The sequence below is a fragment of the Pseudomonas veronii genome (genome assembly GCF_001439695.1).
Classification (GTDB): Bacteria; Pseudomonadota; Gammaproteobacteria; order Pseudomonadales; family Pseudomonadaceae; genus Aquipseudomonas; species Aquipseudomonas veronii.
This window is the reverse complement of record NZ_JYLL01000005.1, coordinates 373,350-390,063: the sequence shown is the minus strand read 5'-3', so window position 1 is coordinate 390,063 and position 16,714 is coordinate 373,350. Positions and strand designations below refer to the sequence as shown.

Genomic DNA, 16,714 nt, shown 5'->3' with positions numbered 1-16,714 from the left:
AAAGTATGTTTGCCGAGATCGATACCGATCAGTGCTGACTCGCTCATGATGATGGCCTCCGAAAACAAAACACCCCGTGAAAGCGTAGCCCTCACAGGGTGTTGGGGGTGACCATCTCATTAACCGGCCTTCTCAGGCCGGTTTTTTTTACCGCAAACGAGGCTTACAGCTTGCCGGCGTTCTCGGTCAGGTAGGCTGCAACGCCTTCTGGCGAAGCGTTCATGCCTTTGTCGCCTTTTTTCCAGTTGGCAGGGCAGACTTCGCCGTGCTCTTCGTGGAATTGCAGCGCGTCGACCAGACGGATCAGCTCTTCCATGTTACGGCCCAGCGGCAGGTCGTTGATGATCTGCGAGCGCACAACGCCCTTGTCATCGATCAGGAAAGCGCCACGGAACGCCACGCCGCCTTCGGACTCAACGTCGTAGGCCTTGGCGATGTCGTGCTTCATGTCGGCAGCCATGGTGTATTTGACTTTGCCGATGCCGCCATCGTTGATGGCAGTGTTGCGCCAGGCGTTGTGGGTGAAATGGGAGTCGATGGAAACCGCGACCACTTCAACGTTACGCGCCTTGAAATCGTCCATGCGGTGGTCCAGAGCGATCAGCTCCGAAGGGCAGACGAAAGTGAAGTCCAGCGGGTAGAAGAACACCAGGCCGTATTTGCCTTTGATGGCTTCAGACAGCTTGAAGCTGTCAACGATTTCGCCAGTGCCGAGAACGGCAGGTACGTCGAAATCCGGGGCTTGTTTGCCGACGAGTACGCTCATTGGATATCTCCTGATGCAGGGGTGACGATTGAAGTAAAAGGACCGGCCTCGAGTCTGCCGCGCATAAGCGACAAGCCTGTGACGCAGTCACGCTTCGTGAAGACCGACCATCATACACTGAAAAAACCGTTCGTCAGCGCACAGGCAAAGTCGCGGCCCAGCACGGCAAAACTACTTTGACAATCATTCTCGTTAACATTAAGATCCATCGCACTTAAGCCTTAAACCCGCGATGGTTCTCCCTTATGTATGTCTGCCTCTGCACTGGCGTCACCGACGGACAAATCCGCGAAGCAATCTACGAAGGTTGCTGCAGCTACAAGGAAGTGCGTGAAACGACCGGCGTTGCCAGCCAATGCGGCAAATGTGCTTGCCTCGCCAAGCAAGTGGTACGGGAAACCCTGACGCAGCTGCAAACAGCTCAGGTCGCGCTGCCCTATTCAGCAGAATTTACACACGCCTGAATCAACGTATTTTAAAGAGCCGGACTTAGTGTCCGGCTTTTTTATGCCCGCAATTCAATTAGTTAGGGCCAAGACGCGGAACATAAACATTCTTATTCAGATTAATTTTCATTTATTATTCAATAACTTAGGTTTGACACTCAGGGGCTCGCCACGCAGACTCCTGCTTATATACCGCGAATAAAGGGCAGGACCCCAATCATGAAAGGCGACATCTCAGTCATCCAGCAACTCAACAAAATCCTTGGCAATGAACTGGTCGCGATCAATCAGTACTTTCTGCATGCACGCATGTATGACGATTGGGGCCTGGAAAAGCTGGGCAAGCGTGAGTACAAGGAATCGATCAAAGCCATGAAGGACGCCGATGCCCTGATCAAGCGCATCCTGTTCCTGGAAGGCCTGCCGAACGTACAGGACCTGGGCAAGCTGAACATCGGCGAGCACACCCACGAAATGATCAGCAGCGACCTGGGCTTCGAACGCAAGAGCCACAGCGAGCTCAAGGCCGCCATCGCTCACTGCGAAGTGACCAAGGACTTCGGCAGCCGCGAACTGCTGGAAGATATCCTGGAAGACCAGGAAGAACATATCGACTGGCTGGAAACCCAACTGGGCCTGATCGACAAGGTCAGCCTGGAGAACTACCTGCAATCGCAGATGGGTGAATAACCCTTATTCACGGTAGGCGCGAGTTTGCTCGCGAAAAACTCAAGGGCCCCGCATTCCATCAGGAGGCCCGCGTTATCGTTGACGTTCTTCGCGAGCAAGCTCGCTCCTACAGATGAAGCACAAAAAAGCCCCGCTCTCGTATGAGAAGCGGGGCTTTTTGTTGCAGGCCAATCAAGCTTCAGTCTGGGCTGCCGCTTTTGCCGCTGCGTCTTTGACCAACGTCTGCAACTCACCGTTCTCGAACATTTCACTGATGATGTCGCTGCCGCCGACCAGCTCACCGGCTACCCACAGTTGCGGGAAAGTCGGCCAGTTAGCGTACTTGGGCAGGTTCGCGCGAATTTCCGGGTTTTGAAGGATATCCACATAAGCGAATTTCTCGCCACATTTCATGATGGCTTGGGACGCTTTCGCGGAGAAGCCGCACTGCGGGGCATTGGGAGAGCCCTTCATGTAAAGCAGAATGGTGTTGTTGGCAATCTGCTCTTTGATCGTTTCGATGATATCCATGGAACACCTCGGCTGGAACTTTGCGACTCACAGGTCGGCACGGTGGCGCATTGTAACGCAAAATCCCAGCGTGGTGCTCGGAGACCTTATGCCGCAGCTACGTGGACCGGCACGCCGTTCAGCGCGGCATTGCCCGACAACTCATCCAACTGCCGCTCGTCGGTCAGGTCGTTCGCGCTGGCACCCGGTTGACGGCTGGCGATCGTCATCTGCACGCCCGGACGCCCGTGGCCCCAACCATGCGGCAGGCTGACCACGCCAGGCATCATGTCCAGGCTGGCCGCGACCTCGACCTCGATCATGCCGATGCGCGAACTGACCTTCACCCGCTGCCCGTCGCTCAATTGGCGGCGGGCCAGATCCTCCGGATGCATGAGCAGTTGGTGCCGGGGCTTGCCCTTCACCAGGCGGTGATAGTTATGCATCCAGGAATTGTTGCTGCGCACATGGCGGCGGCCGATCAACAGCAATTCGTCGGCCGGTGGCAGCGGTTGCGCCGCGAAGCGCGCGAGGTCCGCCAGAATCACGGCCGGCGCGGCCTGTACCCGGCCATTCGCGGTTTTCAGGCGCGCGGCGAGATTGGGCGTCAGGGGCCCCAGGTCCACGCCGTGGGGGTGTTCGGCGAGCATTGCCACCGACAATTGGTGGCTGGAAGCATCGCCATACACGCCGGCGCGCAGGCCGAAATCAATCATCTGCGCCGGTGGCAGGGTCGGCTTGAGCGCAACCCCGGTGTGCGCGGCAAACGCCTTGGCCAGGCCGACGAAGATCTCCCAGTCGTGCAGCGCGCCGTCAGGCTTGGGCAGGATCGCACGATTGAAACGGCTGACATTGCGCACCGCGAACATATTGAAGGTGGTGTCGTAGTGATCGTTTTCCAGCGCCGAGGTGGACGGCAGGATCAGGTCGGCATAACGCGTCGTCTCGTTGATGTAGAGATCGACGCTGACCATGAATTCCAGCTCATCCAGGGCCTGCTCCAACTGGCGACCATTCGGCGTCGATAGCACCGGATTGCCGGCCACGGTGACCAGGGCGCGGATCTGTCCTTCACCTTCGGTGAGCATTTCTTCCGCCAACGCCGACACCGGCAACTCGCCACCGTACTCCGGACGCCCCGACACACGGCTCTGCCAACGATTGAAATGCCCGCCGGAGGTGGAGGCCACCAGGTCCACCGCTGGCGTGGTACACAAGGCGCCGCCTGGACGATCCAGGTTACCGGTGACCAGATTGATCAATTGCACCAGCCAATGGCACAGCGTGCCGAATGCCTGGGTCGAAACGCCCATGCGCCCGTAACACACGGCCCTGTCCGCCGCGGCAAAATCCCGCGCCAGCTGGCGGATCTGCTCGGCAGGCAGCGCGCACTGGCGGCTCATGGCCTCAGCGGTAAACCCGGCGATTGCGCGGCGCACGTCGTCCAGGCCGTCGACTGGCAAGTGACTGGCACGGGTCAGGTTTTCGGCAAACAACGTGTTGAGCAGTCCGAACAGCAACGCGGCGTCGCCACCGGGCCGTACAAACAGGTGCTGATCGGCAATCGCCGCCGTCTCGCTGCGCCGCGGGTCGACCACCACCACTTTGCCGCCCCGGGCCTGGATGGCCTTGAGGCGCTTCTCCACGTCGGGCACGGTCATGATGCTGCCGTTGGACGCCAGCGGGTTGCCGCCGAGGATCAGCATGAAGTCGGTGTGGTCAATATCCGGAATCGGCAACAACAGGCCATGGCCGTACATCAGGTGGCTGCTGAGGTGATGAGGCAACTGGTCGACCGACGTCGCGGAAAACCGGTTGCGTGTCTTGAGCAGGCCAAGGAAGTAATTACTGTGGGTCATCAGCCCGTAGTTATGCACGCTGGGATTGCCCTGGTACACCGCCACTGAATTCTGTCCGTAGCGAGCCTGGATGCCCGCCAGTTTTTCGGCCACCAGCGCGAAGGCGTCTTCCCACGCAATCGGTTGCCATTCGCTACCCACCCGCAACATGGGTTGGTGCAGGCGGTCCGGGTCATTCTGGATATCCTGCAACGCCACTGCCTTGGGGCAGATATGCCCGCGACTGAAGGTGTCCAGTGGGTCGCCCTTGATCGACGTGATCGCCAGGCTGCCGTCTTCGGCTTGGGTGGTTTCCAGGGTCAGGCCACAGATGGCTTCGCACAGATGGCAGGCACGGTGGTGGAGAGTCTTGGTCATGGCCAGTCTCTTTATTAGGGCTTTGGTCTGACTATGGGCCGCGACTGCGGCGGGCACCAGCAACGTTCGTCGCGTGAATCGAAGGGCATCAGGCCAGGCCATGGGCAAGCGTGAGAAAATGTTTCAAAACCTGCGGAAGTGCCCCTGAAACCGACGCAGCCTGGCCTGGCCCCGCCCTCGCGGATTGCAAAAGGTCGCAGGGCCAGTGTACAAATGACCCGCTGCTGTCAGGAAATCGTCTTCAAAAGCGCTCTCGCGCCTGTCTGAACACCCCTAAACACCGTAGCCCTATTGGTAAGACGCGACATTTAATTATAAGATCGCGCCTTCCCCTATTTCGTCGCCCCGTGCGGCTTTCGCCGCAGGTCTCGCCCGTTTTCACAATAAACAAGGCTTTGAGTATCTGCGGTCTGTTGCAAAAAGGTAGTTAATGATGAGCGCAAGGCACTTTCTCTCCCTGATGGATTGCACGCCCGAAGAGCTGGTCAGCGTGATCCGTCGAGGCATTGAGCTTAAAGACCTGCGTAACCGCGGCGTACTGTTCGAGCCTTTGAAAAACCGCGTGCTCGGGATGATTTTCGAGAAGTCGTCGACCCGCACCCGCTTGTCCTTCGAGGCCGGCATGATCCAGTTGGGTGGCCAGGCCATCTTCCTGTCGCCGCGTGACACCCAGCTGGGCCGTGGCGAGCCAATCAGCGATTGCGCGATTGTCATGTCGCGCATGCTCGATGCGGTGATGATCCGGACCTTTGCCCACAGCACCCTGACCGAATTTTCCGCGAACTCCCGGGTACCGGTGATCAACGGCCTGTCCGATGACCTGCACCCGTGCCAGTTGCTGGCCGACATGCAAACCTTCCTCGAGCACCGTGGCTCGATCCAGGGCAAGACCGTGGCCTGGATCGGCGACGGCAACAACATGTGCAACAGTTATATAGAAGCGGCGATCCAGTTCGACTTCCACCTGCGCATCGCCTGCCCGGAAGGCTTCGAACCGTCCGCCGAATTCCTGGCCAAAGCCGATGGTCGCGTGCAGATCCTGCGTGATCCAAAAGACGCGGTGGTCGGCGCGCACCTGGTAAGCACCGATGTCTGGACCTCCATGGGCCAGGAAGACGAAACCGCCAAGCGCCTGAAGCTGTTTGCACCGTTCCAGGTCACCCGCGCCCTGCTCGACCTGGCCGCGCCGGACGTGCTGTTCATGCACTGCCTGCCTGCCCACCGTGGCGAAGAAATCAGCCTCGATCTGCTCGACGACCCGCGTTCGGTCGCCTGGGACCAGGCAGAAAACCGTCTGCATGCACAAAAGGCCCTGCTCGAATTTCTGGTCGAACCGGCGTACCACCACGCATGAGCAAGCCATTACTGCTGAACCTGCGCAATCTGGCATGCGGCTATCAAGATCAGCGGGTGGTACAGAACCTCAACCTGCACCTCAACGCCGGCGACATCGGTTGCCTGCTCGGCTCCTCGGGGTGCGGCAAGACCACCACCCTGCGTGCGATCGCAGGGTTCGAACCGGTACACGAAGGCGAAATCAGCCTGGCCGGCGAAGTCATCTCCAGTGCTGGGTTCACCCTGGCGCCGGAGAAACGTCGCATCGGCATGGTGTTCCAGGACTACGCGCTGTTTCCCCACCTGAGCGTGGCCGACAACATCGCCTTTGGCATTCGCAAGCACCCGCAGAAAGACCGCGTGGTCGCCGAATTGCTGGAGCTGGTCAACCTGAAGAACCTGGGCAAGCGTTTTCCTCACGAGCTGTCCGGTGGTCAGCAACAACGCGTGGCCCTCGCCCGCGCCTTGGCGCCGGAGCCGCAATTGTTGCTGCTCGACGAACCCTTCTCCAACCTCGATGGCGAGCTGCGACGCAAGCTCAGCCATGAGGTGCGCGACATTCTCAAGGCACGTGGCACCAGTGCGATCCTGGTGACCCATGACCAGGAAGAAGCATTTGCCGTGAGTGACCACGTCGGCGTGTTCAAGGAAGGTCGCCTGGAGCAGTGGGATACGCCCTACAACCTCTATCACGAACCGCTCACACCCTACGTCGCAAGCTTTGTCGGCCAGGGCTATTTCATCCGTGGCCAATTGTGTACGCCGGAATCGGTCAGCACCGAGCTCGGCGACCTGCGCGGCAACCGCGCGTATAGCTGGCCGGCAGGTGGCGCCGTGGATGTATTGCTGCGCCCGGACGACATCGTCTACGCACCGGACAGCGCATTGAAAGCGCGGATCGTCGGCAAGACGTTCCTCGGCGCCTCGACCTTGTACCGCCTGCAACTGCCGACGGGCGCCCAGTTGGAGTCGATCTTCCCCAGCCACGCCGACCATCAGGTCGGTGCAGACGTGGGGATCCGCGTCGCCGTCGAACACCTGGTGCTGTTCCGGGCTTCCGGCAGCACGGCGGCGCAGATTCCGCACACCGATTCGGGTGTGCGGCGCTACAGCCCGGCCAACTGAAGAACCCCGCTCCAGCCTTCGAACTCAGGCCCGGCCGATCGGCGCGAACGTGGCCTGGGTATGCTCGGCCAGAACCGCTGCGGACAGCTCTACTTCCAACCCCCGTCTCCCGGCGCTGACAAAAATCGTCGGGAACGGCTGCGCAGTAATATCAATAAAGGTGCGCAAACGCTTTTTCTGTCCCAACGGGCTGATCCCACCCAGCAGATAGCCAGTGGAACGCTGCGCCGCCGCCGGGTCGGCCATCTCGACTTTTTTCACCCCGGCGGCGTGCGCCAGGGCTTTCAAGTCCAGACTTCCGACGACCGGCACCACCGCCACCAATAATTCGCCCTTCTCGCTGCTCGCCAGCAAGGTCTTGAACACCTGCGCCGGGTCCAGACCCAACTTTTCCGCGGCCTCCAGGCCATACGAGGCAGCTTTGGGATCGTGTTCATAACTGTGAATGCGATGTTCGGCGCGAACTTTTTTCAACAAATCCAATGCGGGGGTCATGGACGCTCCAGGCGTGGCAAACGGATGGCCAATTCTAGGCCAAGCCCACACAAAACGCTCTAGTACGCCCCTCACTCATGGCAATACTTACTGTGGCGAGCGTGATCATTCATCAAACCTATAGTTCGAAAATGACTGATAGTTCACTTTCGACCTTTGACAGCAGTCATTCTTGTCTATATTTTTTCGTTTCCGAATACTGTAGGAATACATCCGCAGCATTCCAGCAGTAAGCCGTGCCCGGGATGGGGATCCTCGACACGGTGAAAATCGCGCAAGGCCCGTTGAGGCCAGACGCCAGACAAGAACAACAAATTGAGGTTTTCCATGACAACTGCACTTCAACAGCCTTCACTTTCGAGCCAATGCATGGCCGAATTCCTGGGGACTGCGCTTCTGATCTTCTTCGGTACCGGTTGTGTCGCTGCGCTCAAGGTCGCGGGTGCCAGCTTTGGCTTATGGGAAATCAGTATCATCTGGGGGATCGGCGTGAGCATGGCGATCTACCTGAGCGCGGGCATCTCCGGGGCACATCTGAACCCGGCGGTCAGCATCGCCCTGTGTCTCTTTGCCGATTTCGACAAGCGCAAACTGCCCTTCTATATCCTCGCCCAAGTCGCCGGCGCCTTCTGCTCCGCGGCCCTGGTGTACACGCTCTACAGCAACCTGTTTTTCGATTACGAACAAACCCACCATCTGGTGCGCGGCACCCAGGCCAGCCTGGAATTGGCCTCGGTATTCTCGACTTATCCCCATGCACTGCTGAGCACGGCCCAGGCCTTCCTGGTGGAAATGGTCATCACCGCGATCCTGATGGGCGTGATCATGGCCCTGACCGACGATAACAACGGCCTGCCACGCGGCCCGTTGGCACCGCTGCTGATCGGCTTGCTGATCGCGGTGATTGGCAGCGCGATGGGCCCGCTGACCGGCTTTGCGATGAACCCGGCACGGGATTTCGGGCCCAAGCTGATGACCTTTTTCGCCGGTTGGGGTGAAATGGCCTTTACTGGCGGGCGTGATATTCCCTACTTCCTGGTGCCGATTTTCGCACCGATTGTCGGTGCATGCCTGGGGGCTGCAGCGTATCGCGGGCTGATTGCCCGTCACCTGCCAAGCGCCGCACCCGCTGTCGCCGAAACCGAAGACAGCGCCGTCAACGGCAACACCCGCATTTCCTGATAGCCAGCCTGGTCCACCCTGCCCCTTCGTGGCCCAGGCGGTTTACCCACTTCCTTATTTCTCGTCCAAGGCAATCGACATGACCGACATTCAGAATAAGAACTACATCATTGCCCTCGATCAGGGCACCACCAGTTCCCGGGCGATCATCTTCGATCGTGACGCCAACGTGGTCTGCACCGCCCAACGTGAGTTCGCCCAGCATTACCCGCAAGCGGGCTGGGTCGAACATGACCCGATGGAAATCTTCGCGACCCAGAGCGCGGTGATGGTCGAAGCCCTGGCCCAGGCCGGCCTGCACCATGACCAGGTCGCCGCCATCGGTATCACCAACCAGCGCGAAACCACCGTGGTCTGGGACAAAGTCACCGGCCGCCCGATCTACAACGCCATCGTTTGGCAGTGCCGCCGCAGCACCGAGATCTGCCAGCAGCTCAAGCGTGATGGCCACGAGCAATACATCAGCGATACCACCGGCCTGGTCACCGACCCGTACTTCTCCGGCACCAAGCTCAAGTGGATTCTCGATAACGTCGAAGGCAGCCGCGAACGTGCGCGCAACGGCGAGCTGCTGTTCGGCACCATCGACAGCTGGCTGATCTGGAAATTCACCGGCGGCAAGACCCACGTCACCGACTACACCAACGCCTCGCGCACCATGCTCTTCAACATCCACACCCTGGAGTGGGACGCGAAGATGCTGGACATCCTCGATGTGCCGCGGGAAATGCTGCCGGAAGTGAAATCGTCGTCGGAAATCTACGGCCGCACCAAGAGTGGCATTGCCATCGGCGGCATCGCCGGTGACCAGCAGGCCGCGCTGTTCGGCCAGATGTGCGTGGAACCGGGCCAAGCCAAGAACACCTATGGCACCGGTTGCTTCCTGCTGATGAACACCGGCGACAAAGCGGTGAAATCCAAGCACGGCATGCTCACCACCATCGCCTGCGGCCCGCGTGGCGAAGTGGCCTACGCCCTGGAAGGCGCCGTGTTCAACGGTGGTTCCACCGTACAGTGGCTGCGCGACGAGCTGAAAATCATCAACGACGCCCACGACACCGAATACTTCGCCGGCAAGGTCAAGGACAGCAACGGCGTGTACCTGGTGCCCGCGTTCACCGGCCTGGGCGCGCCGTATTGGGACCCGTATGCCCGTGGCGCGTTGTTCGGCCTGACCCGTGGCGTGCGCGTGGATCACATTATTCGCGCAGCTCTGGAGTCGATTGCCTACCAGACCCGCGACGTATTGGACGCGATGCAGCAGGACTCCGGCGAACGCCTTAAATCCCTGCGCGTGGACGGCGGCGCGGTGGCCAACAACTTCCTGATGCAGTTCCAGGCCGATATCCTCGGCACCCAGGTCGAACGCCCGCAAATGCGCGAAACCACAGCACTCGGCGCCGCCTACCTGGCGGGCCTGGCCTGCGGCTTCTGGGGCAGCCTGGAGGAATTGCGCGGCAAAGCGGTGATCGAGCGCGAATTCGAACCCCAGCTCGAAGAAGCGGCCAAGGAGAAACTCTACGCCGGCTGGCAAAAAGCGGTGAGCCGCACCCGTGATTGGGAACCGCACGAAGGCGCTGAATAAGCCCTTCGCCGGAACCACTTAGGGTTGTAACTGGCAGGGAGCAGATTCCTGCGTCATCATGGGCCACTTTTGTATGGCAGCCCAAAGGACGCCCAATGAATCTGCCTCCCCGCCAGCAACAAATCCTCGAACTGGTCCGCGAACGCGGCTACGTCAGTATCGAGGAAATGGCGCAGTTGTTCGTTGTCACCCCGCAAACCATCCGCCGCGATATCAACCAGCTGGCGGACGCCAACCTGTTGCGCCGCTACCACGGCGGCGCAGCCTATGATTCCAGCGTCGAAAACACCGCATACGCCATGCGGGCCGACCAGATGCGCGACGAGAAACAGCGCATCGGCGAAGCGATCGCCGCACAAATCCCCGACCATGCCTCGCTGTTCATCAACATCGGCACCACCACCGAATCCATCGCCCGTGCGTTGCTCAACCACAATCACCTGAAAATCATCACCAACAACCTCAACGTCGCCACCATGCTCAGCGCCAAGGACGACTTCGACGTGCTGCTGACTGGCGGGAGTGTGCGACGTGACGGCGGCGTGGTGGGCCAGGCCAGCGTCGACTTTATCAACCAGTTCAAGGTCGATTTCGCCCTGGTCGGCATCAGCGGTATCGATGAAGACGGTAGCCTGCTCGACTTCGACTACCAGGAAGTGCGGGTTTCCCAGGCGATCATCGCCAATGCGCGCAAGGTGATCCTGGCGGCTGACTCGAGCAAATTCGGGCGCAATGCCATGATTCGCCTGGGCCCGATCAGCCTGGTGGACTGCCTGGTGACTGACCAGCAGCCGGTGCCGGCGCTGGTGCAGTTGTTGAACCAGCATAAGGTTCGGCTGGAAGTCGTCTAGCGCCTGCACTGATGCTATCGGAGGCAAGCCCCCTCCCACACTTTGATGTGTGAACCCATTCAAATGTGGGAGGGGCTTGCCCCCGATAGCGATTGATCCAGCCCCCATTTCCTTGAGCCTTCCCCAGGCACATGTTCACAAATTTTCCTTTTCTCGCCCTTCGATGAGTTTTTTCAATCGAAGTCGGGTGGCTGTGGGCGCGTTTATCAGCTACCATTTTCGGAAATGAACATTAATGTTCGATTTCCAATACGAAAAGATCGCGAGGCCAGCCGATGAACCCTTCCACCTTGCCTGCTCCACCGCTTGCCGAAGTCTATGACGTTGCCGTAATCGGTGGCGGGATCAATGGCGTCGGCATTGCAGCAGACGCAGCCGGGCGCGGGTTGTCGGTATTCCTTTGCGAAAAGGACGACCTGGCCAGCCACACGTCTTCCGCCAGCAGCAAGCTGATCCACGGTGGCCTGCGTTACCTCGAACATTACGAATTCCGCCTGGTGCGCGAAGCCCTGGCCGAACGCGAAGTCCTGCTGGCCAAGGCCCCGCACATCGTCAAGCAGATGCGCTTTGTGTTGCCGCACCGCCCGCACCTGCGTCCGGCGTGGATGATCCGCGCCGGCCTGTTCCTGTATGACCATCTGGGCAAGCGCGAAAAGCTCGCCGGTTCGAAAAGCCTCAAGTTCGGCCCCGACAGCCCGCTGAAAAGCGAAATCACCAAAGGCTTCGAATATTCCGACTGCTGGGTCGATGACGCCCGCCTGGTGGTGCTCAACGCCATGGCCGCGCGTGAAAAAGGCGCACACATCCACACCCAAACCCGTTGCGTCAGCGCGTACCGCAGCAAGGGCCTGTGGGAAATGAACATGGAACGCACCGACGGCAGCCTGTTCTCGATCCGCGCCAAGGCGCTGGTGAACGCCGCCGGGCCGTGGGTCGCCAAATTCATCAAGGAAGACTTGAAGCTGGATTCGCCCTACGGCATCCGTCTGATCCAGGGCAGCCACCTGATCGTGCCGAAACTGTACGAAGGCGCCCACGCGCACATCCTGCAGAACGAAGACCAGCGCATCGTGTTCACGATTCCATACCTGGACCACCTGACCATCATCGGCACCACCGACCGCGAATACACCGGCGATCCGGCGAAAGTGGCGATTACCGAAGGTGAAACCGACTACTTGCTCAAGGTGGTCAACGCTCACTTCAAGAAACAACTGAGCCGCGACGACATCGTCCACACCTACTCCGGCGTGCGCCCGCTGTGCAACGACGAGTCGGACAACCCGTCGGCCATCACCCGCGACTACACCCTGTCGCTCTCCGGCGGTGCTGGCGAGGCGCCGATCCTGTCGGTGTTCGGCGGCAAACTGACCACCTACCGCAAGCTCGCCGAGTCGGCGATGGCCCACCTGGCGCCCTATTTCACACAGATGCGCCCAAGCTGGACCGCCACCGCCAGCCTGCCGGGCGGCGAAGACATGAGCACGCCGCAAGCCCTCGCTGCGGCCATCCGTACCCAGTTCGACTGGGTGCCAAGCGAAATCGCGCGGCGCTGGTCCACCACCTACGGCAGCCGCACCTGGCGCCTGCTCGAAGGCGTGCAATCGCTGGCCGACCTCGGCGACCACCTCGGTGGCGGCCTGTACACCCGCGAAGTCGACTACCTGTGCGCCGAAGAATGGGCGACCCAACCCGAGGACGTGCTGTGGCGCCGCACCAAGCTTGGCCTGTTCACCACCCCGGAAGAACAGGCCAATGTGCGGCGTTATCTGTCCAAGGTTGAGCATAACCGCAGCAAGATCCAGGCGGCCTGACAGACTGCTCGTACAAAAGCCCCTGCGCCGTAAGGCCCAGGGGCTTTTTCATATCGGTTCAGCCATTCGGTTTTCCGAACAGCATTCCCCTGCGCGATTCGGTTTGCCGGACCTGGCCGTTATAAATTCTCGCTCATAAAAACTTAATTGCTATATAAATCATACAGTTAACCTTTTACTCGTGGACTGGCACGACTCATGCTCTACACTTCAGGACGATTGCCTGAGATGCCTCAGGAGCCGTCACGGGCATTCGCTGTATAAGAGAGCCGCTTAACCGGCTTCATAAAAAAAACAAATGTCGAGGAAGTATTGATGCGCATCGTTCCCCATATTTTGGGCGCAGCTATCGCTGCCGCTCTGATCAGCACTCCAGTTTTCGCCGCCGAACTCACCGGCACGCTGAAAAAAATCAACGACTCGGGCACCATCACCCTCGGGCACCGCGACAGCTCCATTCCGTTTTCCTACATCGCGGATGGTTCGGGTAAACCGGTCGGCTACTCCCACGACATTCAGCTGGCGATCGTCGAAGCCCTGAAAAAAGACCTGAACAAGCCCCAGCTGCAGGCCAAGTACAACCTGGTCACGTCCCAGACCCGTATCCCGCTGGTGCAGAACGGCACCGTGGACATCGAGTGCGGTTCCACCACCAACAACGCCGAACGCGCCCAGCAAGTCGCGTTCACCACCAACATCTTCGAAATCGGCACCCGCCTGCTGGTCAAGAAAGACAAGGATGGCAAGCCGTCCTATAGCGACTTCGCCGACCTCAAAGGCAAAAACGTCGTGACCACCGCCGGCACCACGTCCGAGCGCATCATCAAGGCGATGAACGCCGACAAGCAGATGGGCATGAACGTCATCTCCGCCAAAGACCACGGCGAGTCCTTCCAGATGCTGGAAAGCGGCCGGGCCGTTGCCTTCATGATGGACGACGCCCTGCTGGCCGGTGAAGAAGCCAAGGCCAAGAAGCCGAATGACTGGGTTATCACTGGTACTCCGCAGTCCTTCGAAGCCTATGCCTGCATGGTTCGCAAAGAAGATCCTGCGTTCAAGAAAGCCGTGGATGACGCCATCGTCGCGCTCTACAAATCCGGTGAAATCAACAAGATTTATAGCAAGTGGTTCGAAAGCCCGATCCCACCAAAAGGCCTGAACCTGAACTTCCCGATGAGCGACAAGGTCAAGGAACTGATCGCCAATCCGAGCGATAAGCCTGCGCCTGACGTAAAAATCTGATTTCTGGCTAACCTTATCTCCTGAGGGAGCCACTCCTCCCTCAGGCGTCTGTTACTACCTGCTGGCTATATTTTGGAACACTCGACCGGGCGGTTTTCGAGCCGATCGTGTGTGCCTGGCGTTCACCGTCAGGCGGGAACGGATTTTCCCCAAGCGGGTGCTTGTACATCGATCGATCTCGAGGGGAGACCCTAATGAATTACAACTGGGACTGGGGCGTGTTCTTCAAGTCCACTGGCGTTGGCAGCGAGACTTATCTCGACTGGTACATCGCCGGCCTGGGCTGGACCATTGCCATCGCCGTCGTGGCATGGATCATCGCCTTGCTGCTGGGCTCCATGCTGGGGGTCATGCGTACCGTGCCAAACCGTATCGTATCGGGCATCGCCACCTGCTACGTGGAACTGTTCCGCAACGTGCCGCTGCTGGTGCAGCTGTTCATCTGGTACTTCCTGATACCCGACCTGCTGCCGCAAAACCTGCAGGACTGGTACAAGCAAGACCTGAACCCGACCACCTCGGCCTACCTGAGCGTTGTGGTGTGCCTGGGCCTGTTCACCGCCGCCCGTGTCTGCGAGCAGGTACGCACCGGCATCCAGGCGCTGCCGCGTGGCCAGGAAGCCGCCGCCCGCGCCATGGGTTTCAAGCTGCCGCAGATCTACTGGAACGTGCTGCTGCCGCAGGCTTACCGGATCATCATTCCGCCGCTCACCTCGGAATTCCTCAACGTGTTCAAGAACTCCTCCGTGGCGTCCTTGATCGGCCTGATGGAATTGCTGGCGCAAACCAAGCAGACCGCCGAATTCTCGGCCAACCTGTTTGAAGCCTTCACCCTGGCCACGCTGATCTACTTCACCCTGAACATGAGCCTGATGTTGCTGATGCGCCTGGTCGAGAAGAAAGTCGCCGTGCCCGGCCTGATCTCCGTGGGGGGTAAATAATGGAATTCGATTTCAGCGGCATCATCCCCGCGATCCCCGGCCTGTGGAACGGCATGGTCATGACCTTGCAGTTGATGGTCATGGGCGTGGTCGGCGGTATTGTCCTCGGCACGATCCTGGCGTTGATGCGCCTGTCGTCCAGCAAGTTGCTGTCACGCCTGGCCGGCGCCTACGTGAACTATTTCCGCTCGATCCCGTTGCTGCTGGTCATCACCTGGTTCTACCTGGCGGTGCCCTTCGTGCTGCGCTGGATCACCGGCGAAGACACGCCGATCGGTGCGTTCACCTCCTGCGTCGTGGCCTTCATGATGTTCGAGGCCGCGTACTTCTGTGAAATCGTGCGGGCCGGCGTGCAGTCGATCCCCAAGGGCCAGATGGCGGCCGCGCAGGCCATGGGCATGACTTACGGTCAGACCATGCGCCTGATCATCCTGCCCCAGGCGTTCCGCAAGATGACCCCGTTGCTGCTGCAACAGAGCATCATCCTGTTCCAGGACACCTCGCTGGTCTACACCGTGGGCCTGGTGGATTTCCTCAACTCCGCCCGTTCCAACGGCGACATCATCGGCCGCTCCAATGAGTTCCTGATCTTCGCCGGTGTCGTCTACTTCATCATCAGCTTTTCCGCCTCGCTGCTGGTCAAGCGTCTGCAAAAAAGGTTTGCCGTATGATCTCTATCAAAAACGTCAACAAGTGGTATGGCGACTTCCAGGTGCTGACCGATTGCAGCACCGAGGTTAAAAAAGGCGAAGTGATCGTGGTGTGCGGGCCGTCCGGCTCGGGTAAATCCACCCTGATCAAGTGCGTCAACGCGCTGGAACCGTTCCAGAAAGGCGACGTGATCGTCGACGGCACGTCCATCGCCGACCCGAAGACCAACCTGCCGAAACTGCGCTCGCGCGTCGGCATGGTGTTCCAGCACTTCGAGCTGTTCCCGCACCTGACCATCACCGAAAACCTGACCATCGCGCAGATCAAGGTGCTCGGCCGCAGCAAGGAAGAAGCCACCAAGAAGGGCCTGCAACTGCTTGATCGCGTCGGCCTGTCGGCGCACGCCCACAAGCACCCTGGCCAGCTTTCCGGTGGCCAGCAGCAACGTGTGGCGATTGCCCGCGCCCTCGCCATGGACCCGATCGTCATGCTGTTCGACGAACCGACCTCGGCCCTCGACCCGGAAATGGTCAACGAAGTGCTGGACGTGATGGTGCAACTGGCCCAGGAAGGCATGACCATGATGTGCGTGACCCACGAAATGGGCTTCGCCCGCAAAGTGGCCGACCGCGTGATCTTCATGGACGCCGGCAAGATCATCGAAGACTGCCCGAAAGAAGAGTTCTTCGGCGACATCAGCGCCCGCTCCGAACGCGCGCAGCACTTCCTCGAGAAAATCCTGCAGCACTAAAAAAGCCACAGCTTGCTCCTCCTGTAGGAGCGAGCTTGCTCGCGAAAAACGGCAACGATGAAGCGCACATCCTGGATGAACGCGGTGCCCTTGGTTTTTTCGCGAGCAAGCTCGCTCCTACAGGAAGGGGTGAGC

General features: G+C 59.6%; 16 protein-coding genes. 12 read left to right on the top strand and 4 right to left on the bottom strand.

Annotated elements, in window-relative coordinates:
* Positions 1–163: 163 nt before the first annotated feature.
* A complete protein-coding gene (locus TU80_RS09605; RefSeq protein ID WP_017844622.1) occupies positions 164–766 on the bottom strand; it encodes a peroxiredoxin in 603 nt (200 codons plus the stop codon).
* A gap of 245 nt (positions 767–1,011) precedes the next feature.
* Here TU80_RS09605 and TU80_RS09600 point away from each other — a divergent pair, with 245 nt between their 5' ends.
* Entirely contained in the window at positions 1,012–1,230 is a 219-nt protein-coding gene (locus TU80_RS09600; protein ID WP_026139755.1) for a bacterioferritin-associated ferredoxin, read from the top strand.
* A 201-nt stretch (positions 1,231–1,431) separates the two neighbouring features.
* Positions 1,432–1,902: a bacterioferritin gene (gene bfr, locus TU80_RS09595; protein WP_017844621.1), complete on the top strand. Its 471-nt coding sequence runs from the start codon at positions 1,432–1,434 to the stop codon at positions 1,900–1,902.
* Between the two features lie 171 nt (positions 1,903–2,073).
* Here the strand turns inward: bfr and grxD are convergent, their stop codons facing one another.
* Both grxD and TU80_RS09585 read right to left on the bottom strand, forming a co-directional pair.
* Positions 2,074–2,412 (bottom strand): Grx4 family monothiol glutaredoxin, encoded by a 339-nt coding sequence (gene grxD / locus TU80_RS09590; protein WP_046384543.1) that lies wholly within the window; start codon positions 2,410–2,412, stop codon positions 2,074–2,076.
* A gap of 86 nt (positions 2,413–2,498) precedes the next feature.
* Positions 2,499–4,607 (bottom strand): molybdopterin oxidoreductase family protein, encoded by a 2,109-nt coding sequence (locus TU80_RS09585; protein ID WP_057004347.1) that lies wholly within the window; start codon positions 4,605–4,607, stop codon positions 2,499–2,501.
* Between the two features lie 433 nt (positions 4,608–5,040).
* On the opposite strand from TU80_RS09585, the gene argF reads away from it, so the two are divergent.
* A complete protein-coding gene (gene argF / locus TU80_RS09580) occupies positions 5,041–5,961 on the top strand; it encodes an ornithine carbamoyltransferase (protein WP_026139754.1) in 921 nt (306 codons plus the stop codon).
* Positions 5,958–7,067: an ABC transporter ATP-binding protein gene (locus tag TU80_RS09575; protein WP_046384545.1), complete on the top strand. Its 1,110-nt coding sequence runs from the start codon at positions 5,958–5,960 to the stop codon at positions 7,065–7,067. Before argF ends, TU80_RS09575 begins: the two co-directional genes overlap by 4 nt.
* 24 nt (positions 7,068–7,091) lie before the next feature.
* Here the strand turns inward: TU80_RS09575 and ybaK are convergent, their stop codons facing one another.
* A complete protein-coding gene (gene ybaK / locus TU80_RS09570; RefSeq protein ID WP_017844616.1) occupies positions 7,092–7,562 on the bottom strand; it encodes a Cys-tRNA(Pro) deacylase in 471 nt (156 codons plus the stop codon).
* 327 nt (positions 7,563–7,889) lie between these two features.
* On the opposite strand from ybaK, the gene TU80_RS09565 reads away from it, so the two are divergent.
* The 8 genes from TU80_RS09565 to TU80_RS09530 all read left to right on the top strand — a co-directional run bounded on the left by TU80_RS09565 (position 7,890) and on the right by TU80_RS09530 (position 16,579).
* Positions 7,890–8,744 carry an MIP/aquaporin family protein gene (locus TU80_RS09565; protein WP_026139753.1) on the top strand — a complete coding sequence of 285 codons (855 nt, stop codon included), beginning with the start codon at positions 7,890–7,892 and terminating at the stop codon, positions 8,742–8,744.
* A gap of 79 nt (positions 8,745–8,823) precedes the next feature.
* Positions 8,824–10,329 carry a glycerol kinase GlpK gene (glpK, locus tag TU80_RS09560; protein WP_017844614.1) on the top strand — a complete coding sequence of 502 codons (1,506 nt, stop codon included), beginning with the start codon at positions 8,824–8,826 and terminating at the stop codon, positions 10,327–10,329.
* A 95-nt stretch (positions 10,330–10,424) separates the two neighbouring features.
* Positions 10,425–11,180 carry a DeoR/GlpR family transcriptional regulator gene (locus tag TU80_RS09555; RefSeq protein ID WP_017844613.1) on the top strand — a complete coding sequence of 252 codons (756 nt, stop codon included), beginning with the start codon at positions 10,425–10,427 and terminating at the stop codon, positions 11,178–11,180.
* A 275-nt stretch (positions 11,181–11,455) separates the two neighbouring features.
* Complete coding sequence (gene glpD / locus TU80_RS09550; protein WP_057004346.1) at positions 11,456–12,994, top strand: glycerol-3-phosphate dehydrogenase; 1,539 nt, start codon at positions 11,456–11,458, stop codon at positions 12,992–12,994.
* 315 nt (positions 12,995–13,309) lie between these two features.
* Complete coding sequence (locus TU80_RS09545; RefSeq protein WP_017844611.1) at positions 13,310–14,236, top strand: glutamate/aspartate ABC transporter substrate-binding protein; 927 nt, start codon at positions 13,310–13,312, stop codon at positions 14,234–14,236.
* Positions 14,237–14,430: 194 nt separating this feature from the next.
* Positions 14,431–15,177 carry an amino acid ABC transporter permease gene (locus TU80_RS09540; RefSeq protein WP_017844610.1) on the top strand — a complete coding sequence of 249 codons (747 nt, stop codon included), beginning with the start codon at positions 14,431–14,433 and terminating at the stop codon, positions 15,175–15,177.
* Positions 15,177–15,848 (top strand): amino acid ABC transporter permease, encoded by a 672-nt coding sequence (locus TU80_RS09535; RefSeq protein ID WP_046384547.1) that lies wholly within the window; start codon positions 15,177–15,179, stop codon positions 15,846–15,848. The genes TU80_RS09540 and TU80_RS09535 overlap by 1 nt, the downstream gene beginning before the upstream one ends.
* A complete protein-coding gene (locus tag TU80_RS09530; protein WP_017844608.1) occupies positions 15,845–16,579 on the top strand; it encodes an amino acid ABC transporter ATP-binding protein in 735 nt (244 codons plus the stop codon). Before TU80_RS09535 ends, TU80_RS09530 begins: the two co-directional genes overlap by 4 nt.
* Positions 16,580–16,714 lie beyond the last annotated feature (135 nt).